The sequence below is a fragment of the Dyella flagellata genome (assembly GCF_030160275.1).
Lineage (GTDB): Bacteria > Pseudomonadota > Gammaproteobacteria > Xanthomonadales > Rhodanobacteraceae > Dyella_B > Dyella_B flagellata.
Genome location: NZ_BSOA01000003.1, coordinates 515,340 through 534,645, shown reverse-complemented (window position 1 = coordinate 534,645; position 19,306 = coordinate 515,340). Strand labels below are relative to the sequence as shown.

At 58.3% G+C, this 19,306-nt stretch carries 23 protein-coding genes; 8 read left to right on the top strand and 15 right to left on the bottom strand.

Annotated elements, in window-relative coordinates; genetic code table 11:
• Positions 1-180: 180 nt before the first annotated feature.
• The 5 genes from QQJ96_RS04090 to QQJ96_RS04070 all read right to left on the bottom strand — a co-directional run bounded on the left by QQJ96_RS04090 (position 181) and on the right by QQJ96_RS04070 (position 2,936).
• Positions 181-402 (bottom strand): hypothetical protein, encoded by a 222-nt coding sequence (locus tag QQJ96_RS04090; RefSeq protein ID WP_284330662.1) that lies wholly within the window; start codon positions 400-402, stop codon positions 181-183.
• Between the two features lie 9 nt (positions 403-411).
• A complete protein-coding gene (locus QQJ96_RS04085) occupies positions 412-897 on the bottom strand; it encodes a hypothetical protein (RefSeq protein ID WP_284330661.1) in 486 nt (161 codons plus the stop codon).
• Between the two features lie 59 nt (positions 898-956).
• Positions 957-1,232: a hypothetical protein gene (locus QQJ96_RS04080; RefSeq protein ID WP_284330660.1), complete on the bottom strand. Its 276-nt coding sequence runs from the start codon at positions 1,230-1,232 to the stop codon at positions 957-959.
• A gap of 100 nt (positions 1,233-1,332) precedes the next feature.
• Positions 1,333-1,869, bottom strand: a complete 537-nt coding sequence (locus tag QQJ96_RS04075; protein WP_284330659.1) for a hypothetical protein — start codon at positions 1,867-1,869, stop codon at positions 1,333-1,335.
• A 464-nt stretch (positions 1,870-2,333) separates the two neighbouring features.
• On the bottom strand, positions 2,334-2,936 hold the full coding sequence (locus tag QQJ96_RS04070; protein WP_284330658.1) for an SMI1/KNR4 family protein: 603 nt from the start codon (positions 2,934-2,936) through the stop codon (positions 2,334-2,336).
• Positions 2,937-3,336: 400 nt separating this feature from the next.
• On the opposite strand from QQJ96_RS04070, the gene QQJ96_RS04065 reads away from it, so the two are divergent.
• Positions 3,337-3,585, top strand: a complete 249-nt coding sequence (locus tag QQJ96_RS04065; protein WP_284330657.1) for a hypothetical protein — start codon at positions 3,337-3,339, stop codon at positions 3,583-3,585.
• Positions 3,586-4,109: 524 nt separating this feature from the next.
• On the opposite strand, the gene QQJ96_RS04060 is transcribed toward QQJ96_RS04065, so the two are convergent.
• From QQJ96_RS04060 to QQJ96_RS04050, 3 genes are all read right to left on the bottom strand, one after another.
• Positions 4,110-4,481, bottom strand: coding sequence for a winged helix-turn-helix transcriptional regulator (locus QQJ96_RS04060; RefSeq protein ID WP_284330656.1), 372 nt, complete (start codon positions 4,479-4,481; stop codon positions 4,110-4,112).
• Positions 4,482-4,658: 177 nt separating this feature from the next.
• Positions 4,659-5,660 (bottom strand): NAD(P)-dependent alcohol dehydrogenase, encoded by a 1,002-nt coding sequence (locus QQJ96_RS04055; RefSeq protein ID WP_404649525.1) that lies wholly within the window; start codon positions 5,658-5,660, stop codon positions 4,659-4,661.
• Between the two features lie 398 nt (positions 5,661-6,058).
• On the bottom strand, positions 6,059-7,012 hold the full coding sequence (locus QQJ96_RS04050) for a LysR family transcriptional regulator (RefSeq protein WP_284330654.1): 954 nt from the start codon (positions 7,010-7,012) through the stop codon (positions 6,059-6,061).
• A gap of 524 nt (positions 7,013-7,536) precedes the next feature.
• On the opposite strand from QQJ96_RS04050, the gene QQJ96_RS04045 reads away from it, so the two are divergent.
• From QQJ96_RS04045 to QQJ96_RS04035, 3 genes are read left to right on the top strand one after another with little or no spacing between them, the layout of a single operon-like run.
• Entirely contained in the window at positions 7,537-8,778 is a 1,242-nt protein-coding gene (locus tag QQJ96_RS04045; protein WP_284330653.1) for an MFS transporter, read from the top strand.
• A gap of 12 nt (positions 8,779-8,790) precedes the next feature.
• Positions 8,791-9,291, top strand: a complete 501-nt coding sequence (locus QQJ96_RS04040) for a cyclophilin-like fold protein (protein ID WP_284330652.1) — start codon at positions 8,791-8,793, stop codon at positions 9,289-9,291.
• Between the two features lie 13 nt (positions 9,292-9,304).
• Positions 9,305-10,372 carry an NAD(P)-dependent alcohol dehydrogenase gene (locus QQJ96_RS04035; protein WP_284330651.1) on the top strand — a complete coding sequence of 356 codons (1,068 nt, stop codon included), beginning with the start codon at positions 9,305-9,307 and terminating at the stop codon, positions 10,370-10,372.
• Positions 10,373-10,468: 96 nt separating this feature from the next.
• Here QQJ96_RS04035 and QQJ96_RS04030 read toward each other — a convergent pair whose 3' ends face one another.
• The gene (locus tag QQJ96_RS04030; RefSeq protein ID WP_284330650.1) at positions 10,469-11,440 is read right to left on the bottom strand and encodes an NAD-dependent epimerase/dehydratase family protein; all 972 of its coding nucleotides are present in this window, start codon (positions 11,438-11,440) and stop codon (positions 10,469-10,471) included.
• Positions 11,441-11,553: 113 nt separating this feature from the next.
• Between QQJ96_RS04030 and QQJ96_RS04025 the strand changes: the two genes are divergently transcribed.
• Positions 11,554-12,456 (top strand): LysR family transcriptional regulator, encoded by a 903-nt coding sequence (locus QQJ96_RS04025; RefSeq protein ID WP_284330649.1) that lies wholly within the window; start codon positions 11,554-11,556, stop codon positions 12,454-12,456.
• A gap of 22 nt (positions 12,457-12,478) precedes the next feature.
• Here the strand turns inward: QQJ96_RS04025 and QQJ96_RS04020 are convergent, their stop codons facing one another.
• Positions 12,479-12,913 carry a winged helix-turn-helix transcriptional regulator gene (locus tag QQJ96_RS04020; protein WP_284330648.1) on the bottom strand — a complete coding sequence of 145 codons (435 nt, stop codon included), beginning with the start codon at positions 12,911-12,913 and terminating at the stop codon, positions 12,479-12,481.
• A 109-nt stretch (positions 12,914-13,022) separates the two neighbouring features.
• Between QQJ96_RS04020 and QQJ96_RS04015 the strand changes: the two genes are divergently transcribed.
• Genes QQJ96_RS04015 through QQJ96_RS04005 form a run of 3 tightly spaced genes read left to right on the top strand, consistent with a single transcriptional unit; the run spans position 13,023 to position 15,040 of the window.
• Positions 13,023-13,640, top strand: coding sequence for an FMN-dependent NADH-azoreductase (locus tag QQJ96_RS04015; RefSeq protein WP_284330647.1), 618 nt, complete (start codon positions 13,023-13,025; stop codon positions 13,638-13,640).
• 55 nt (positions 13,641-13,695) lie between these two features.
• Positions 13,696-14,337 carry an NAD(P)-dependent oxidoreductase gene (locus tag QQJ96_RS04010; protein ID WP_284330646.1) on the top strand — a complete coding sequence of 214 codons (642 nt, stop codon included), beginning with the start codon at positions 13,696-13,698 and terminating at the stop codon, positions 14,335-14,337.
• A 58-nt stretch (positions 14,338-14,395) separates the two neighbouring features.
• Entirely contained in the window at positions 14,396-15,040 is a 645-nt protein-coding gene (locus QQJ96_RS04005; protein WP_284330645.1) for a DsbA family oxidoreductase, read from the top strand.
• 26 nt (positions 15,041-15,066) lie between these two features.
• Here QQJ96_RS04005 and QQJ96_RS04000 read toward each other — a convergent pair whose 3' ends face one another.
• From QQJ96_RS04000 to QQJ96_RS03980, 5 genes are all read right to left on the bottom strand, one after another.
• A complete protein-coding gene (locus QQJ96_RS04000; protein ID WP_284330644.1) occupies positions 15,067-16,068 on the bottom strand; it encodes an NADP-dependent oxidoreductase in 1,002 nt (333 codons plus the stop codon).
• A 108-nt stretch (positions 16,069-16,176) separates the two neighbouring features.
• Entirely contained in the window at positions 16,177-16,989 is an 813-nt protein-coding gene (locus QQJ96_RS03995) for an oxidoreductase (protein WP_284330643.1), read from the bottom strand.
• 152 nt (positions 16,990-17,141) lie between these two features.
• Positions 17,142-17,723: a TetR/AcrR family transcriptional regulator gene (locus QQJ96_RS03990; RefSeq protein ID WP_284330642.1), complete on the bottom strand. Its 582-nt coding sequence runs from the start codon at positions 17,721-17,723 to the stop codon at positions 17,142-17,144.
• A gap of 393 nt (positions 17,724-18,116) precedes the next feature.
• Positions 18,117-18,464, bottom strand: a complete 348-nt coding sequence (locus tag QQJ96_RS03985; RefSeq protein WP_284330641.1) for a hypothetical protein — start codon at positions 18,462-18,464, stop codon at positions 18,117-18,119.
• A gap of 451 nt (positions 18,465-18,915) precedes the next feature.
• Positions 18,916-19,284, bottom strand: coding sequence for a hypothetical protein (locus tag QQJ96_RS03980; protein ID WP_284330640.1), 369 nt, complete (start codon positions 19,282-19,284; stop codon positions 18,916-18,918).
• Positions 19,285-19,306: the final 22 nt, after the last annotated feature.

The window sequence follows — 19,306 nt, the reverse complement described above, 5'->3', positions numbered from 1 at the left end:
CCAAGGTCTCCTTCCCGGCTGGGTCCTGGCTTCGCTCAAATAACATCGACGCAACATGGTGCAACCCTTGATCGAAACGTGACAATAAGGCCTAGGAGACTTTCTGGCAGCGTTGTTTATATGCCACCAATCTGCCAAAACCAGAACATTAGGCATCACGAATTTCGCCTTCCTATGTTCCTAACCTCTCACCGTCAACTCAACGCACTCCTGGATCAGTGCATCAAACGTCGCTTGTAGCCCTGCTTCCTGGTCTCCTGTAAAGGCCGTGGCGCCGATCGAGGTAGCAGCTCCGAGAATGTAGTGCCTCAACTTCTCAGGCTCTGGATGGGTTGCTATAAGCGCCCCTATCACGGCCTTTTGAACCATCACCTCAACGAGCAACCTCTGCTGCAGATCCATGACGCCCCTTCAATGGTGTTGAGCTGACAAGCCTATCGTCGACTCGGCAGCGACCTGCTGGAGCTGCCCATTGCGCTTGTCGAATTGGAAATACAACGCGTAACTCTTTAAGTCATATCTGATCGCCTCGCCGGCACCGTTGAGCACAACCGGGGTTTCGTTGTTCGATCGGGACCAATGCGGCCTACCAAATTTGGCTTCGACCGCGTCTCTCCGCGCCCCGAAACGCAGCCCCTCGACCAATGGGTACGGAAACTCACCAAAGCCTTCGTTGCCGGCGCCCATGAGGTAGACCGTAGCGATTTCGCCCGACGATGCTAGCCGTGCCTCAAAGCCATAATCCCGGCAGGACAAAAGTGTTTCCGTCAGTGTGTCCACATCACCAGGCAGCTCTGCCACAGTGGTATGGAGACTAGGAAAATGGTTGAGGATCGGTCTCGCCCTCTCACTCTCGGGCACCTCACCGAGCAATCCCAGCAACGTATTCAGGTCCATGGCAATCCCCCCAGATCACGCCCCAAGGGTATCCCCATAGACGCCAACAACGCGTCAAATCAAGGCCGAGCTGCCCTTTCGATCTGGAGTGTCAGGGTAGCCAGCATCGCGCTCATGGTGGCATTGAATATCCCCGGGTTTGACACGGACGTATCCTGATGATGGTCCGGAATATCTGACAGCAAATCCTGCCAGGTGTGATTCAAAAGCACCGGATCAGGATGCACTGCGATCAGCGTGCGGACGCCATATTCGAGCGCCTTCATGGCGCCCAACATGGCGGAGCAGATGTCTTCGTTACGTTTGACGATTTCGATCATTTCTTCTTCGGACATGAGTGCCTCTATCCAGCTTTTTCTGCGAAACAATTGGTTGTGACTGACAGTTCTGGGTCGAAAGCGGGCGTTCCCTTATCCTAGTCCATGCCGCGGTTCGTCAGCGGCGAAACGAATACGCACCATCTACTTTCGACAAGCTCAGCCATTCTTTATGCGTGTGAAAGGGAGGAACAGATAGCTCCACGATCCAGGCTTCACCGTCGTCAACTACTGAGATCTCGGATTTGCGACATACGCCGTTTAAAGCCGCCTCTCCCACTTCCAGTGCACGATGGAGCGTAGGAACTGGCACGCCTTTGAGGAGGTCCAGCCGCAGGTTGTTTACGTGAACGAAGTTTCTTATCAGCGGACGGTCTGAATCCAGCAAATGAATTAGTACATTGCGGATTTCTTCGGCTGCGCGAGGGTGCTTCCGCAAGACCCAGAACATGAGTCTAAAATCCATGATGGTCAGGCAATAGTCCGCCTTCGGGCATGAAGCATCCTTTGACAGTCTGGCCAAAAGCGGAAAGAACTCGTGGTGTGCACCAACCAGCAGATCCTCATCCTGTTCTAAGAACAGGAGATCTTCATCGTAGGCCCAAGCAAGAATTGCATTTTCATCGATCGGGCCGTCATAGATACGCTCGCTCATAGCATCTCCGACTATGGCTGAAACGGAATGTCCGCTTTGGGTCGGAAACAGACGTTCTATTCTTCGGATTCACCCGGAAAGGCCACTGGATCAACGACGTATTTGGGATCCGATGCATGGTCCCAGCGAAACAAATATTCGTAAGGCTCATCGCTCTCGCCGTCCGTAAATTTGCATACAAGGGTCCAGCCCAAGTCTAGATACTGAGCGGCGACTTCCTTCCTGTGTGCCTTTGCGAGGCGCGGTTTCTCAGCCATCTGGTCCTCCTGGATTCGCCAAACTCTTCGATTACCGCAACGTCCGCCATGGGTCGGAAGCGGACATCACCCAATAGGCCTCAAATGGGCTGTATAGGCGGATATTGCCTCTCGGTGCATGGCGCTTTCAGCGTTGCCCCTGCTTTGGCTCCACGCTCTATTGAGATGGGAGTACTCCACTCTGTAGCCCCAAAAGAGTGTACCGGTTCAGTTATTCACCAGTTTGAAGCCCGCGATCATCGCAGTGAACGAACCCGCGAAAGTCAATGCATAGGCCCAGTCGTCTGCTTCAGCGGCTTCTAATGTGGCACGACCTTCGTCCGCCACCTCGTGATCGAGAAATACCATTTCACCTAAACGATCTGGACGCAATACCAACGCGATCGTATTGCCACCACGATCCCTCATGACCGGAAGCAAGCCATGAGGAATCGAATCTTTCTCAGCGTCAGCCAATCGCCGCGCCAACGAGTTATAGCCCTCCGATTGGAGACCAAGCACACTGCCCATGATCTCCGGTCCCTCGTCTTCTCCGACAAGCGAAAAATGGACGTTTCCCCGAACACGGCCGCCGGGGGTCACGGCGAGAAAGGCACGATAGTCCTCAGGAAGCGCAAGGCCGTTCTCTGCCTCGAACCGCGCAACGGCATCTGGGCCGGGAGACGGGACGTCTCCGTCTTCGATGAGCGAGATAAAAGATTCGATATCCATAACCGTGTCATCTTCAAGGTAATACGTTGCGATGCTAAATGGGAAAGCAACTTCGCCGCTTGAACGATAGCGGCGAAATTGTCCACGATGCCAAGACATCGATACCGCATACCATCAACATATTTCTTAACGATGACACCGCACGGTGTCACCCAATTGGAGGTAACTCAAAAGCGTGCTGCCATACATTGCTCTTGAAGAATCGCCTTTCGCCATGCGGATGCGATGGCGGTTTCGATAGATTCTTCCGGCCGAGTGATCCCTTGCACCTTGGGCCACAACGGAATGCGAGTATTCAAGCCGCTTCCATGACACCCCTCCAATAGGTGTCAGCCGAACATTTTCTGCCTGAAGGGCGGCTATCGTCGCAAGCATTCATGGCAGCCACTCACGCTAGGGAAGACCCTTAAGTGCGCCCACCGTTTCAGTGTGCCTATACTCGCGACTCCGACAGTCTTGGTGGCGGCCCTGCGAGGCAACTATGCGCTTGAGATGCTTCATGATGCTATCGATGGGCCTTCTTTCCGGAGGCACCGTGATCGCGTCACCGGTCAATCACGACAAGGAACTGCAGGCTATCGCCAGAAAATGCGAAGTGCCGCGCACGTGGATGAAAATGTCATCCGATGGTGTCGTCAGTGTGACTGCACCTGAGACCGCGACGTATGGCCAGGTGATATGCATGGTCAACGAGCTGAAGGATCACAAGATTCCCGCGAAGAGTGGATTGGTCAGCGGCGACAAATAGATCGTTCGGCGAGTTCCATATGCATCTGACATGGCGGTGGATGTCCGCTTCGGGTCGGAAGCAGACTTTATTGTTAGCCCTCCCCGTAACGCCTGGCCCGTTGTAGGAATTCGCCGACACCACAAAACGAAGACATCCGATAGTCCAAGCCCACGCGTTCAAAGAAAATACCCCCATGCCCCGTGAGTCCCGCCGACGTATCGGCTGGTGGCACGGACGCCAGGGCGGCAAGGATGTCGTCATTGGACTAGCGGGGCAGCACCATTCACAGGACGTGTCAAAGGCCCCGGCTCTGTCGGGGCTTTTTCGTTGTGATCGCCGCACGATGCATGGGTGTGCGATCGCCCCCTTAGCCAAGCCGCTCTTATCTGGGGGTAATTTTGGGGGTAACTCGCAAAATCGAATTGAAATAAATGGCGATACAAAGCCATTTATGAGGCATGATTCGACGCCTATTTCCGGGCATCGAACTGCACAATTGCTGCTGATGTGCCTGCTGATCATACGTGCCGTACCTCTGCTCGTTACTTCGGTTTCGACTTCACAACCTTCGCTTGGCGACCCCGTGAGGCTACTTTGACGGGCACCGTCTTTCCGTATTCATGCCACCAGGCCATCAGCGCCTCCATCGTTGGTCCGAGTCCGCGAGCCTTTGGCGTGATCTGATATTCGACTCGCGGAGGCACCTCCGCAAAGACCGTGCGCGACACCAAACCATCCACTTCCAACTCACGAAGTTGCGCAGTCAACATGTGTTGTGTGATGCCCGGAATGGCCTTTCTCAGCTCACCAAAGCGATAAACACGCTGATTGAGCAGCCACATAATTTCCAGCTTCCACTTCCCTGAAAGCAGCGCAAATGCCCGGCGCATTTCCTCGTGCATGTTGATTTTCACATCGCCATTGGTCTGCTTGCGTATTCTGGTCCAACTGACCAAGAGTCCGGCCAGCGCTGACCCAAGTCCAGCTTCGCACTAACCCCGGCGTGTGATGGCTATCCCAAATGGATCGCACGGCCTCGTCATCGGAGTTGATCGGCATTAACAAATGGGCCGCGAGCGTAGGTCGTTGCGCTAAGCGGCCCCCATGTCGATCACGAAGCGATAGCGCACGTCCTTATTAAGAACGCGCCGATAGGCTTCCTGGATCTGATCCGGTCGGATGATTTCCACCTCGGCGGTGATGTTGCGAGCGGCGCAGTAGTCGATCACCTCCTGGGTTTCCGCGACACCGCCGACCAAGGAACCGGCAAGGCTTTTCCGACCGAAGATGTTGGCCAGCCCATTGACGCGAAGCTCGCCCAGCGCACCGACATTGACCAGCGTTGCGTCCAGCTTTAACAGGTCCATGAACGGCTGCACGGCGTAGCTTTCAGGAACGGTCGAGAGGATGAGATCGAAGTGATTGGCCCATCTTTTCATCGACGCCTCATCGCTCCACAAGACGGCCTCGCGAGCCCCCATCCGCTTTGCATCAGCGATCTTTCCCGGTGTGGTGGTGAACACGGTGACTTCGGCTCCGCGCGCCACCCCCAACTTCAATGCCATGTGGCCCAGGCCGCCCAGCCCCACCACACCCACGCGCTGGCCCGGTTGCAGCTTCCAATGCTGCATGGGTGAAAACGTCGTGATGCCCGCACACAGCAGGGGCGCCATCCCCGGCAGGTTCGCTCCCGGCGGAATGCGGAACACGAAGTGCTCCGTGACCACGATGGCCTTGGCATAGCCACCGTAGGTCCGGCCACCGGATACCTTGTCCGGGTAGTCATAGGTGAAGGTCGCACCGTTGAGACAGTTTTGCTCACGATCATCGCGGCAGTTTTCACACGTGCCGCAGGAGTCGACCATGCAACCCACACCCGCGATGTCACCGACCTTGAACTGGGTGACCTGATCGCCGATCGCGCTCACACGTCCCACGATCTCATGGCCGGGCACCACCGGATAACCCGGAGGCCCGAACTCACCCAGCACGGTGTGGATGTCGGAGTGACAAATGGCGGCATAAAGGATCTCGATTCGCACATCCGTGGGTCGAAGCGCCCGGCGTTCAATCTCCCTTGGGGTGAATCGCATGTCCGCACCCGCTGCGGCCCACGCCCGCGTCTTGAATGCCTCCTTCCCGACACCATGGGAAGCTTCCTGCGCCGCGGTCTTGGGTGACATGGCTGCCAGCACCGGCGCGGCCAGAAGGCTGGCGCCCGCCATTGCCATCACCCGGCGGCGTCCCTGTTGAACCGAATCGTGCTCATCGTGGACGTGTTCGCCATCGCCACACACCTTGCACATGTCGCACCTCGTTCGCCGTTGGAGACGTTCCGATTGTGCCGAGCAAGCGCAATGCCATTAACCGCTTACAGGTGAAATGGCCTAGTAGTGTTGCTTATGAATCGCTTGCGGTCGCGGGAACACGAAGCGCATGACCGTGTGAAATCATCCCGTCACGCGAACATGCCGAGGCAGCTTGCACAGGGCTAACGTCTGGCCCCTGGCAACGCCTTGCGTTTTTGAGTACGCCCAGGGGATGTCGTCACGGCTGACGACAGACGCAAGGCATTCAACACCAACGAGAACGCCGGCGACGGATGAAGGCGGCTCGGATAGTAAAGGTAATAGCCTGGAAACAAGGGGCACCAGTCTTCCAGCACCGGGACCAGCTTGCCCGCCTTGATGTCAGGCGACAGCTCGTCTTCCAGCAGGAAGCAGATCCCCAGCCCAGCGATGGCAGCATCCACAATGTGAGGCGACGTGTTGAACGCCACTTGTCCTTCAACACGCACATTGAGCTCCCGGCCATTCTTTGCAAACTCCCACACATAGAAGCCGCCGGTGGTGGGAAGTCGCAGATTGATGCATCGATGTTTGACGAGGTCACCCGGAACCTTGGGTGCAGGATGCGTTTTGAGATAAGCCGGAGAGGCAACAGCCGCCATCCGAAGCTGCGGCCCGACCGGCACCGCAATCATGTCCTTGTCGATGCTTTCACCCAATCGCACACCCGCATCAAAACGATCCGCCACGATGTTCCGCAATCCATAGCTCACGTCGAACTCGATGCGCAGGTCGGGATACTTGTGCATCAGTGGCATCAACTTCGGAAGCAACACCGCCCGCATGGCGTGCTCACCGGTGGTGATGCGAACCAATCCCGCAGGCTTTTCTCTCAGCTCCGTCAGTGCATCGAGTTCGGTTTCAATCTCATCCAGCCGGTCACCGATGGCGGCGAACAAACGTTCCCCGGCCTCCGTCAGCGAGACACTGCGCGTCGTCCGCGTGAGCAACCGGATTCCAAGTCGCTCTTCCAAAGCCTTCATGGCTTGACTGAGGGCAGACTGGGTCACCCCCATGGCACTCGCCGCACGCGTGAAGCTGCCTTCTCGGGCGACGGTGACAAAAGCCGAGAGGTCATTGAGGTTGGGTCTTGCCATCGCATCTATCTCCTGGCCTTCTCAACAGGCAGCCACACTTGGGGTGTTGTCGCCATCACTTGTAGTCCAAGATGAGCGATCCGCCACACCCAGAACGCCACTACGCGCAAAATGCCATCCACCGTGACGACATCGAAGCGGCCAAATGGGCCGGACCTGGGACGGGGGCAGTGTCTCATGATCACTCATTAGCTTCACTAATAACCCCTTTCACGATTCATTAGCTAGTCAAGGGGCCCTGCGTTCGCCAAGATGTGCCCCATGGACCAACGCCCTCCCCTCGCTCTGGGGTTCCGCGAACCAAGCCGCTCCTGAGTTCATTCCTGGGGCGAGTTGACTGAGTTTTTCGATCCGTCCGTCGGCGTCCATCGTTTCTCGCTGCATCTGCCGCTTCCAGACCGATCCCACCCCTTGCCGGGTGTGCCGAACGCACCGCCGGCCTTGGACGTTGCTGTTCTCGTCGAACCGTTGTGACCGACACGCCCGGTGTTCCCCCTCGCCCCTCCGATATCCCCTGACACGTCATGACCACCCCAGCCTCTGCCACCACTCTCGACGACTCCACCCTCCCAAGCGGTGTGCAAACGGCTTCTTGGAGCGGCGTGTATGCGATGTCGATTTGCGCGTTCGCCTTGGTCGCGTCGGAGTTCATGCCGGTCAGCTTGCTGACGCCGATGGCCACCGATCTGCACGTCACCGAAGGCATGGTGGGGCAAGGCATCGCCATCTCCGGTGCCCTGGCGGTGTTGACCAGTCTTTTCATATCGGGATTGGTCGGCACGCTGGACCGCAAGACGTTGCTGCTGGGCCTGACGGCGGCGATGGGATTGTCGGGTGCGATCATCGCGCTCGCTCCCAACTACGCGACCTACATGCTGGGCCGTGCACTGATTGGTGTGGTCATCGGTGGCTTTTGGTCCATGTCGGCCGCCACGGCCATTCGGTTGGTGCCGACGACCGAGGTGCCACGCGCCTTGGCGATCTTCAACGGCGGCACCGCGCTGGCCACCGTGGTGGCTGCACCCTTGGGCGCTTACCTTGGGGCCGTCATCGGTTGGCGCGGCGCTTTCTTTTGCCTCGTGCCGGTGGCGCTGATGACGCTGGCTTGGCAGGGGTTCGCATTGCCCGCGATGCGCACTGAGAAAAGCGCCGACGGTCGCACCGATTCGGTCTTCCAAGTGTTCGCGCTGTTTGGACGCCGCAGTGTCGCGGTCGGCATGGCCGCCGGCAGCGTGTTCTTCATGGGACAGTTTGCGATGTTCACCTACGTGCGGCCTTTTCTGGAAACCGTCACGCGGGTTCAGGTGCCCACGCTCTCGCTCATCTTGTTGGTGGTTGGCATCGCCGGTGTTATCGGCACGATGCTCATCGGCAAGGTCCTTCAACGCGGCTTCTATCAAACGCTGATCGCGATCTCGATGTTGATGGCAGGGATTTCGGTGGCCTTGATTACCTTCGGCAGTTGGATGGCAGTGGTCGTTGCACTGCTGGGACTGTGGGGATTGACCGCCACCGCCGCGCCGGTGGGCTGGTGGGCATGGGTTGCCAAGACATTCCCGAACGATGCCGAAGCCGGCGGCGGTCTCTTCGTGGCAGTCGTCCAGATGGCCATTGCCCTGGGTTCCACCGTAGGCGGCCTGCTCTTCGACCATCGGGGCTACCAGGGCACCTTCATCGCCAGCACAACGTTGCTGCTGATCTCCGCATTCCTCACCTGGCTGACGTCACGCACCGGCGTCGCAGCAAAGGGACAGTTCACACCTTGAAGGGAGATGACGATGAACAAGCGACGATTTTTGACGTGGATGGTGGCGATGTCATTGGCATCGGTCGCCGTGATCGGAGTGATTGAGGCCCAGACCATGAACAACGCACCCCATGAAACGTCCAGCCATCGTGATTTGAGAAAGCTTTCGGGCCAAAAAATCGTGATACGTGTGGGCGACAAGGCGTTCACTGTCGAGCTGTATGACAACGACACCGCGAAAGACTTGGTGTCTCGACTGCCGTTGACCTTGAACGCCAACAACTATCCCGGCTACGACGAAAAGATCATCCGGCTGCCAAGCGCGCTTTCCATGAAAGGGGCGCCCCGTGGTGACGAACCCGAAATCCCCGAAGTGGGCTACTACGCCCCAGGCCAGTGGGTGGCGCTCTACTACGGCCCGATTGGCTATTGGCCCGGCAAGGTTCCCTTGGGACGCATCCACGCGCGTGTCGAGCAGATCCACACGATTCCTGATCACACCCCGGTGACCCTTGAACGAGCAACGGACTAACGGAGAGCACATCATGTCCATCCACGCTTACGGCGCCATCGCCGCCGATCAATCCCTTGAACCGATGCGCATCACCCGGCGCGAGCCGGGCGCTCATGACGTGCAAATCGACATCGCCTTTTGCGGCGTGTGTCACTCGGACATTCACACGGTCCGCGCCGAATGGGCCGGCACGCAGTATCCCTGCGTGCCCGGTCACGAAATCGTTGGCCGTGTTTCGGCCGTCGGCGCACAGGTGACCCACCACAAGGTTGGCGACTTGGTGGGGGTCGGTTGCATGGTCGACAGTTGCCAACATTGCGCTGAGTGCAACGATGGGCTGGAAAACTACTGCGATCATTTGGTCGCCACCTACAACAGCCCGACGACCGATGCGCCCGGCCATACACTGGGCGGCTATTCGCAGCAGGTCGTCGTGCACGAACGCTACGTGTTGCGCGTCCGCCATCCGGAAACGCAGCTGGCCGCTGTTGCACCGCTCTTGTGTGCGGGCATCACCACCTACTCCCCGCTGCGCCACTGGAAAGTGGGACCGGGTCACAAGGTGGGCGTGGTGGGCATCGGTGGCTTGGGCCACATGGGCATCAAGCTTGCCCGCGCGATGGGAGCGCACGTGGTGGCGTTCACCACGTCCGAATCCAAGCGTGACGCCGCCAAGGCGCTGGGTGCACATGAGGTGGTGGTTTCACGCAACGCGGATGAGATGGCGGCACACACCAAGCGCCTCGACTTCATCCTCAACACCGTCGCTGCACCCCATGACCTGGATGCCTTCCTCGTTCTGCTCAAACGGGACGGCACCATGACCCTGGTCGGCGCACCGGCATCGCCGCATCCGTCGCCCCAGGTGTTCAACCTGATCCTGAAACGCCGCAGCCTGGCAGGCTCTGTCATCGGCGGCATTCCTGAGACCCAGGAGATGCTGGACTTCTGTGCCGAGCACGGAATCGTGTCCGACATCGAAATGATCCGTGCGGATCAGATCAATGAGGCTTACGAACGGATGCTCAAAGGCGACGTGAAATACCGCTTTGTCATCGATAGCGCGTCGCTGGGCAACAACCAACCAGCGAGGGCCTGAGCGGGGTGAAGGCAGCCGTGAAGGTGTAGGTGATCGCCATGAATGCGGCTGCATCTACGCGATCCACTCCATCTCACGGCCGTCAACTTACTCCCACTACATCCAACCTTTGGGCGGCTGGACATGTCCCGCGACGATCAACGCTGAGACCGCTTCCTGTATCGCAGCCAAGCTCGTGTAGTGAGGCCGGTAGCCCAAACGACTGCGCACCTTCTCGATGGACATGCAAGAGCTGCGCACGATGTGTTCCCAGGCCAGGTGGCCTTCGTCTGGCGCCTGCCCTGCCTTCCACTCGTCGAACGGCAGATAGCGAATCTTGGGCTCGAATCCGAACCAACGAAACATCGCTTCGGCATAACCTCGCAAGTTCAAGGCCTTGGCGGATACCGCATTGAAGGTTTCACCGATGGACGCCGCCCGATTGGCGATCGCCAGAAGCACGATCTGCGCAACGTCCTCAGCGTGGACGTGATGCAGCATTTCGAGACCGAAGTTTGGAAGGGTGATTTCTTCACCACGTGTCATACGCGAAAACACGTCGGTGTTGAGGTGACCGAGCGGGTTGATCGGCGCCCAACCGGGTCCAACGATGTGGCCCGGCCGAAAGACCGTGGCAGGAAAGCCCGTCCGGCGCGTCTCATGCAACAGCCAGGTCTCGATCGCCGCTTTGTTGACGCCATAGTCTCCAAACGGATTCAGTGGATCACTCTCATCCGCGGGCACCGAGGCATTGTGACCGTAGACCCAGATGGTTCCACAGTGCAGGAAGTGCTCCACCTTCCCGCGGACTGCCTCGACCAAGGCCTGTGTGCTGGCGAGATCAAACGAAATCAGGTCGACCACGATGTCGGGGCGAAGCTCCGCAATGCGTGAACCAAATGCACCCGCTTTCTCTTCCGCCGTTCGGTCGATCACCACCTGTTCAACCCGATCCCAAGCGGCATGGTGTTGATAGCTCCTGGCCTGGCCTCGGCTGACGTTGACGACGTCATGGCCGCGTTCCACCAGGCCCGGAATCAGATAGGTGCCGATGTGTCCACTTCCACCGATGACAACGATTCGGGACATGCTTATCTCCTGGATATCGAGGGATGTAGGTAGAGGAGGGTTAATGTATCGGAACCTCCTTCCTATGATTAGATGGCAAAATCGGCAAGCACTTATGCCAAGGGACATCAATCATGGAAAACCTCAACGACTTGGTGGCGTTCATGGCCGTGGCGCGTGAGCGCAACTTCACCCGTGCTGCCGTGCAGCTTGGCGTCTCTCAATCGGCGCTTAGCCGCACAGTCCGGGCGCTGGAAGAGCGCATGGGTCTTCCGTTGCTGATGCGAACGACCCGAAGTGTGTCCCTGACGGATGCCGGGGAACGATTGGTCTCCACGATCGAACCACGCCTGACAGAAATCGGTTCCGAACTGGAATCTCTGCGCGCGCTGGCCGATCGGCCAGCCGGAACCGTGCGCATCACGACCACGGACTACGACGCGAACACGCTTATTTGGCCGCGTGTGCAACCGCTGCTGCGCCGATACCCGGAGTTAAAGATTGAGATCATCAGCGACTACGGGCTATCGGACATCGTGGCGAACCGGTATGACATCGGCGTGCGGTTGGGCGACGAGGTCGCCAAGGACATGATCGCCGCCCCCATTGCTCCTCCGATGACCATGGCGATCGTCGGCTCACCGAAGTATCTGAAATCCCACCCTGCCCCCAAAAAACCGCAAGACCTGACGCTTCACAACTGCATCAACCTTCGGTTGCCGACACGGGATGCCTTACTGCCTTGGGAGCTGAAAAAGGGCAAGCGGCAGGTGAGGGTTCGAGTCGACGGACAGCTGGTGTTCAACAGCATCTATCCGATTCTTGAAGCAGCGCTCAGCGGATACGGGCTCGGATATGTGCCCAAGGATATGGCGGCACCCCACGTCGCGGCCCGTCGTTTGGCCTGGGTCCTGGAAGACTGGTTTCCCACGTTTGTGGGGCTTCATGTCTACTACCCAAGCCGGCGTAAGTCATCACGGGCTGTCGAGCTGGTGGTGGAAGCCTTGAAGCAAGGCTACCCCCGTCGAGCGTCGTGATTTTCGATTGTTGCGAGCCGATTCACCGACGATGCTGGACGGCGCCAACAACCGAAGTGCTCTCTGATTCCATGGATTCATCAAACCGTTTCTGCGCTTTGGCAATGACACTTTTGTTGGTGTCGGCCCAACTGACCAGCGCCATGACGGGTTCCAGCAACGTTCTTCCGAGCTCGGTGAGTTCATAGTCAACGCGCGGCGGAATCGTCGGATACATCGTCCGCGTCACCAGCCCGTCGCGTTCCAATCCGCGCAACGTCAGCGTCAACATGCGTTGAGAAATGCCGTCGATGCCACGCCTCAGCTCGTTGAAACGCCGCACGCCATTCGCCAGCGTGATGATGAGATAGAGGCTCCATTTGTCGCCGATGCGATCCAGGATTTTGCGGGTGCCCTCGCATCCTTCGGCGCTCGGCGCGGGCACCTCATGGGGAACAGCAATGTGCCTGGGTGACATACATGTGCCTTCTTGTGGGGCTTGGGTGGGAACCATACGATCCTTCGTATCGTTTGGTAACTCAGAACTCATGAGTTACCTAGTTCTTATTTTAGCCTGAGGAGGCCCCATGAGCCACATCCTGTTGATCACGTCCAGCCCGCGCGGGGACGGCAGCCTTTCTGCTCGTTTCGGAACCCAGATTGCCGAGGGCGTCCAGGCCCGTTTAGGCGGCACCTTGACCGTGCGCGACCTCGCCGCCAACCCGGTTCCGCACATCACACCGGCTTACATCCACGGACGTGTCACGGCACCCGACGCCCGCACACCCGAGCAGTCCGATGCGGTGAACTTTGCGCAATCGCTGGTCGAGGAGCTGAAAGCAGCCGATGTGATCGTGTTGAGCTCGGGCATGATCAACTTTGGCCTGCCCTCCCCGCTCAAAGCCTGGTTCGATCATGTCACCTGGCCCGGCGTCACGTTTAGCTATGACGGCAACGGCCCGAAGGGGCTGCTGACGGGTAAGAAGGTGTATCTCGTCACCGCTTCCGGTGGCGTGTTTGCCGAAGGTCCCTATGCACCCTTCGACTTCCAAACCAACTACCTCCTGCATCTGCTCGGTTTCATCGGCTTGACCGATGTGGAGTTGGTGCGCGTCGAGGGCACGGTGCTCGGTCCTGACGCCGAGAAAGCAGCCGTCGCTGGCGCCGAAGCAGCCGTGCAAGCATTGCTGACGAAGGCGGCCTGACGATGAGTGCCACGGTCACTGCTCTTTCAGACATCGGCCGTGTCGAGGTGGCGGCATGAAGCTCGCTCTATTTGGCGCGACCGGCCCGACGGGGAAGCATCTCATCGAAGAAGCCCTGAAACAGGGGCACAGCTTATCGGTCTACACACGCGACGCGCAGAAGTTGGAAGCCTTTGCAGGAAAAGTTGAAGTGGTCGTCGGTGACTTGCAGAACCGAGAGGCGATCCTCAACTGTGTGCGCGGGGCTGACGCCGTCATCAGCGCCCTGGGACCCAACAGCCTCAAAATCCAAGGAGAAAGACCCGTTACCCAGGGTCTTTCCAACATCATCGCGGCGATGAGGCAATCGGACATTCGTCGAATCATCCAGATCTCCACAGCGAGCTACCGTGATCCCAAGGACGGCTTCGACTTCAAGACTCACACCTATGTGTTTTTGATCAAGCTGCTTCTTCGCAAAGCCTATGACGACATCAAGGCCGCCGGAAACCTGGTCGCGCGATCTGACCTCGACTGGACACTGGTGCGAATACCCAATCTCAAAGATGGCCCAGCAACCGGGCAGCTCGACGTCGGCTGGTATGGAAGGGACAAACTCAGCATGCAACTGTCCAGAGGCAACTTGGCGACGTTCCTTATCAACCAAGTGGCAGACAAGACATTCATGCGTGCGGCACCCGGCATTGCCAATCACTGAAAATCAGAAGAAGGAGACGTGGCGTTCCATCACGGTCTCTTTCGATCACGAGCACATCATGTTGAACATTGATCTCTACACCGAAATCTCCTGCCCGTGGTGCATCATCGGCCAGCATCGTCTGGACAAGGTGCTGGCGGAGCGCTTCCCTGACCTGACTGTCGACATCCGTCATCATCCGGTGCTGTTGATTGCCGATGCACCTGCGGAGGGAATCTACATTCCGGACCTGCTGCGCACCCGCCACGGCGTCACCGATCCCAAGGCAGCGTTTGCACGTCCTGAATCCGAAGCACGCGCGTCAGGTTTGAATCTTGACCTCAGTCGTCAGCCCTGGGCCTATCGCACCCAGGCCGCACATGGCCTCATCCTGGCGGCCCGTGAGCGCGGCACGCAACACCAGCTTGCCGTGGCGATCTCCAAAGCTTATTTCCTTGACGTCCAGAACATCGCCGATGTGGATGTCTTGGCTGGTCTTGCCAGCGACTATGGTTTCGACCGCAGCGAAGCCCGGCAAATCGCCCTTGATCTGGAACAGCACAAACGCGTGGAGCAAAAGGCCGCCCAGTCCGCTGCGGCTGGCGTTCGATCCGTTCCACACTTTGTCTTTGGTGGTCGCATTGCCATCAACGGTGGACGCAGTGAAGACGAGATTGCGTTGGCAATCCAAGAAGCGGTGCACGATCCGGTAGGGTGTAGGTAGCAACCACTGCGTGATGACCAGACCCATCATTTGATCTTGACGACGACCTTCCCCTTCGCGCGTCCCGCTTCCACGTAAGCCAAGGCCTCGTTGGTGGACTCGAACGGAAAGATGCGATCAATCACGGGGCGGATGGCGCCGGCCTCGATCAGTTGCGTGATCTGTCGCAACTGGGGTCCATTGGCCCGCATGAAAAGAAACGAGTAGTTCAAACTGCGAGTCGCTGCTTTTTTTCTCACTCCCGAGCTCAGCAAGCGAATGATGAGGCGAACAAACCCAGGTGCTCCGATTCCTTTGGCAAATGCGGGATCAGGCGGCCCAGAGATCGAGATGAGCGTCCCACCGGGTTTCAGCACACGCAGGGATTTGTCCAATGCCGTTGCATCTTGGCTATGCAGGACGACATCGTAGTGCTGCAAGACTTTTTCAAAGTCGTCTTTTTTGTAATCGATGACGATGTCCGCCCCCAGACCCTTTACTAACTCGGTGTTGGTGCTGCTCGTGGTGGTGGCGACGGTGGCCCCGAGGTGTTTAGCCATTTGAATGGCAAAAGAGCCCACGCCGCCCGAGCCAGCCTGGATGAAAATCTTCTGCCCCTTTTTCAGATGGGCCTTTTCAACCAACGCCTGCCAGACCGTCAAGGCGACGAGCGGGATCGCCGCCGCTTCTTCCATGGTGATGTTCTTAGGCTTGGGGGCAACATCGTTCTCATTCACGGCAATGAACTCCGCAAACGTTCCGATGCGGTGATCTGGCGGGCGAGAATAGACTTCATCGCCCACTTTGAATCGCTGAACTTTCGATCCCACTTTCGTCACAACGCCGGCGACGTCATGACCCAGCACCAGCGGCATGCGGTAAGGCAAGATCAGCTTGAACTCGCCGCTTTTGATTTTTGAATCCAACAGGTTCAAGCCCGCAGCGTGAACCTCGATCAGCACATCGTCGTCCCGAAGTTCCGGCTGTGGCCTTTCGCCCAGCCGCATCGGATCCTTCTTGCCATACCGATCAATGATGAATGCCTTCATGAAGTTTCTCTTTGTAGTGGTATCGAGCAAAGGGAAAACGCTTCCCTTCTGTATTCCCATCGCTCGTCGCTGTTACGGCGTTGATTCAGCGCGAGAGGCTGGTGCGGCTCACACTGGGAGTCGCAGGTCTTTTCTAACTCCCGCATCCAGCACACCCGCTGGGGCAAATCGGCGTAGAAATCGCATGCGGCTTGCCAGTCCAGGGGCGTAATGGAGCTTTGGACGATCAGCCAAGGCTGCTTTGAGCACCATTTCGGCAACGATTCCAGGGCCGTCCGCACTCGCCAATACTTCTTTCACCCGCTTTTCCACACCCTCTCGAATGACGCGATACACATCGAGAGGAGCGTCGGGCTTCATCACGTTCGCATCGAAGGGTGTATTGATGTAGGCGGGCTCCACCACAGAAACACGTATGCCCATCGTGCGCAGTTCGTGGTCGAGCGCTTCCGAATAACCGGCGACTGCATGCTTCGTGGCCGAATACAGCGCCATGTAAGGCATGGGCAGGAAGCCGAGCACAGACCCGATGTTGATGATGCGTCCGCTGCCCTGTTGTCGCATGTGCGGGACAACGGCACGCGTCATGCGGACGATGCCCATGAAGTTGGTATCGAAAATCGCTTGTGCCTGTTCGATGGAACTTTCCTCCGCACCAGCCGGAGCCACGCCGAATCCGGCGTTGTTCACCAGCAAGTCGATGCGTCCTTCGATCCCAATCACTTCCTTGACCGCAGCTTCGACCGATTCGTCACGGGTGACATCCAAAGACAACGTTGCAAAGGATGGCTGCTCTGCCTGCGCTCTGCCCCGACTCGTGCCGTAGACCTTGTAGCCCGCGGTGGACAGCCGCTCTGCCGTGGCCTTTCCGATGCCAGAAGAAGCCCCTGTGACGATCACAATGGATTTCTTGGGTTTCATGGGGATGCCTGCCTGCGAGTCATCACAAAATCAGCGGTGATGACGGTGAGGCGATGGTGGTTGGAACCGAGTGGCCGTGGCGACCACTCCCTCTGCATAAATATGTTATCTATCATATTTTTATCCGTGACGAAAAACATCGGTCGATGCACCTAAGCGCAAGCGGGGGTGAGGTGTTCCAGCGCCGCCTTCAACAGCGCATCGGACAGTTTGGAATCATCGACGGCGCGCGCCATGATCAAGGCGCCCACCATCGTCGCCGCCGTCATCAGTGCGTTCTCATGCGCACCGGGCTGTCCCCAATCCGGCGATTGGCGAGCGATGACGTCAATCATTTCCTTGATGCGGCGCGTGGCAGCGCGCCTGACCTCGGGTGCCTGGCGTGGCATTTCCGACCCCAAAGCGGCCACGGGACATCCGATTTCTGGGTTTTTGAGATGCTCTTCCGACAAATACGCGCGAAGCAGCCAATCCAATCCTTGCTCCGGTGGCGCATCGGCTGCAACGCGTGTCGATAGCGAGACGGCCTCGGCGCCGGCGCGATCCGCTGCTTCGGCCAACATGGCCTCGCGCGAAGCAAAGTGCGCGTAGAAGCCGCCATGGGTCAAACCGGCCTCCTTCATGATGTCGGCAACGCTGGTGCCACCATAGCCACTGCGACGGATGACCCGCGCGGCGGTTTCGACGATGCGCTCGTGCGTAGCCTCTTTCGATTGATTGGCGGTGCGTCCCATATGATATTTATCATATTCTTTTTGAGGAAAAAGGCAAGAGTGGACACCCCCTCAGAAATGGAGGGCGCCCTCGCACTGAACAGCGGCGTCACCGGGACGGCTCAACCACGCGATCATGCCGGCGTTGGACCTCGTCTTCCCTGCGTGTGCGCCCGCTCCCCGCCCAACTGACCAGGGATCGCGTTTGTGTGTCAGTCGATGTGACACAGATGCGACCAAGCGCGCCTAGGTGCCAGCCTGAAAGCCAACGCCAGATGGACGCCATCGCTGCCCTTCCCCTTGGGTGAAGCCGCGAGTGTCGCAGTCGGATTACGCCCGGGCCATCCGAAAGATTCGGGGTAGGTATTTGGCACGCCTGCCCGTTTGCACCAGTGCCCTAATCGCACTACTTGATCAGTGAGACTCCATGCGCTGGAAGACTCCCTGCGTCCAACCGTCCGGTTCCTGCCAGGTATAGACCGAGCACCCGGTCTGATTGCACAGGGAGACTTTGTCACCGTTCTGGATGGTGTGATGCACACCCTTGGCATCCACCAGCCCAATGAAGGGTGACTGTCCCGCCTTCCACGTATTCAATGCCTGCGCGGATGTCACATCGGGAAGTGGCGTTCGGAGCGCACACTCATTGCACATGTAAGGCTGGTTAGAGCCCGCGATGGCCACCACCCAGTGGCCCGGTGCATCGGCCATCGCCATCCCTGACCACAACAGCGAAAGTGCCACCACAACAGCTGACTTCATTGTTCATTCCTTTGTTGTCCGGCGCAGACCTCAACGGTCTGCACCGGGATACCACGCACCAAAGTCTAACCAACGACCGACCAAACGAACGGATCAGTCTGCGAAACATTGATGGCCGTGTGGGCCCGGATGAGTTCCAGGCGGACAAATCAACCCTGTTCTGGCGTCCTCGACGCAACCACTCAATGCGGCCAGCATCAAACCACAAAGAATAAGCAACATGCCGTGCTTGACGTTTTTCATCGCAGAGCCTCCTTCGCGCGTTCGCGGACTGTCTAAGTCTGAAACGCCCGAGGGAGGCCCTAGCTGACTAGCGATGTCGCCCGGAGTGGGAAGCGGTTCAGCGTTTCCCGGCAGCGGGCAGATTTTTGGGCGGCGGTGCATCCGCCCAGCCGACGGAGGCGATCGGTGCCTGGCTGGCATGGCCGTCTCTTGTGATCACCATCTCCTTCTACGAGGCCTCTCTCGATCGCAAACGTTGCCGCCTGAACTGCTCGATTCCCATCGCCACCGTCAAAGAGAGCCAAATCCCAAATGGCGCAGCGATCACGGGAATGTCCCGTTGAGGCACCCACGCCAAGGCGAACCACACCAACAGCACGACCACAAAGACCTTGAAGCGGCGTTTGGCGCATCGCTCACTCGCCGTCTTCAACTTTTGCCACCCCACGATGGCACCCCAAGCACCGATCAAGACGCCCGACCAAAACCGCAAGGCCGCCCAAGGATCCGCGGCAAACCAACCGCACAATGCGGCGGCGAGCAGCACCGTGATCACCACTTTCAGTGGATGGGGGAATATCTGAATGATGGGTTGCATGGGAACCTCCGTGTCGCGACCA

Coding starts and splice junctions, on each gene's coding strand:
- QQJ96_RS04090 (WP_284330662.1), bottom strand. CDS start 402: ATGGATCTGCAGCAGAGGTTGCTCGTTGAGGTGATGGTTCAAAAGGCC.
- QQJ96_RS04085 (WP_284330661.1), bottom strand. CDS start 897: ATGGACCTGAATACGTTGCTGGGATTGCTCGGTGAGGTGCCCGAGAGT.
- QQJ96_RS04080 (WP_284330660.1), bottom strand. CDS start 1,232: ATGTCCGAAGAAGAAATGATCGAAATCGTCAAACGTAACGAAGACATC.
- QQJ96_RS04075 (WP_284330659.1), bottom strand. CDS start 1,869: ATGAGCGAGCGTATCTATGACGGCCCGATCGATGAAAATGCAATTCTT.
- QQJ96_RS04070 (WP_284330658.1), bottom strand. CDS start 2,936: ATGTCTTGGCATCGTGGACAATTTCGCCGCTATCGTTCAAGCGGCGAA.
- QQJ96_RS04065 (WP_284330657.1), top strand. CDS start 3,337: ATGATGCTATCGATGGGCCTTCTTTCCGGAGGCACCGTGATCGCGTCA.
- QQJ96_RS04055 (WP_404649525.1), bottom strand. CDS start 5,660: ATGCGATTCACCCCAAGGGAGATTGAACGCCGGGCGCTTCGACCCACG.
- QQJ96_RS04050 (WP_284330654.1), bottom strand. CDS start 7,012: ATGGCAAGACCCAACCTCAATGACCTCTCGGCTTTTGTCACCGTCGCC.
- QQJ96_RS04045 (WP_284330653.1), top strand. CDS start 7,537: ATGACCACCCCAGCCTCTGCCACCACTCTCGACGACTCCACCCTCCCA.
- QQJ96_RS04040 (WP_284330652.1), top strand. CDS start 8,791: ATGAACAAGCGACGATTTTTGACGTGGATGGTGGCGATGTCATTGGCA.
- QQJ96_RS04035 (WP_284330651.1), top strand. CDS start 9,305: ATGTCCATCCACGCTTACGGCGCCATCGCCGCCGATCAATCCCTTGAA.
- QQJ96_RS04030 (WP_284330650.1), bottom strand. CDS start 11,440: ATGTCCCGAATCGTTGTCATCGGTGGAAGTGGACACATCGGCACCTAT.
- QQJ96_RS04025 (WP_284330649.1), top strand. CDS start 11,554: ATGGAAAACCTCAACGACTTGGTGGCGTTCATGGCCGTGGCGCGTGAG.
- QQJ96_RS04020 (WP_284330648.1), bottom strand. CDS start 12,913: ATGTCACCCAGGCACATTGCTGTTCCCCATGAGGTGCCCGCGCCGAGC.
- QQJ96_RS04015 (WP_284330647.1), top strand. CDS start 13,023: ATGAGCCACATCCTGTTGATCACGTCCAGCCCGCGCGGGGACGGCAGC.
- QQJ96_RS04010 (WP_284330646.1), top strand. CDS start 13,696: ATGAAGCTCGCTCTATTTGGCGCGACCGGCCCGACGGGGAAGCATCTC.
- QQJ96_RS04005 (WP_284330645.1), top strand. CDS start 14,396: ATGTTGAACATTGATCTCTACACCGAAATCTCCTGCCCGTGGTGCATC.
- QQJ96_RS04000 (WP_284330644.1), bottom strand. CDS start 16,068: ATGAAGGCATTCATCATTGATCGGTATGGCAAGAAGGATCCGATGCGG.
- QQJ96_RS03995 (WP_284330643.1), bottom strand. CDS start 16,989: ATGAAACCCAAGAAATCCATTGTGATCGTCACAGGGGCTTCTTCTGGC.
- QQJ96_RS03990 (WP_284330642.1), bottom strand. CDS start 17,723: ATGGGACGCACCGCCAATCAATCGAAAGAGGCTACGCACGAGCGCATC.
- QQJ96_RS03985 (WP_284330641.1), bottom strand. CDS start 18,464: ATGAAGTCAGCTGTTGTGGTGGCACTTTCGCTGTTGTGGTCAGGGATG.
- QQJ96_RS03980 (WP_284330640.1), bottom strand. CDS start 19,284: ATGCAACCCATCATTCAGATATTCCCCCATCCACTGAAAGTGGTGATC.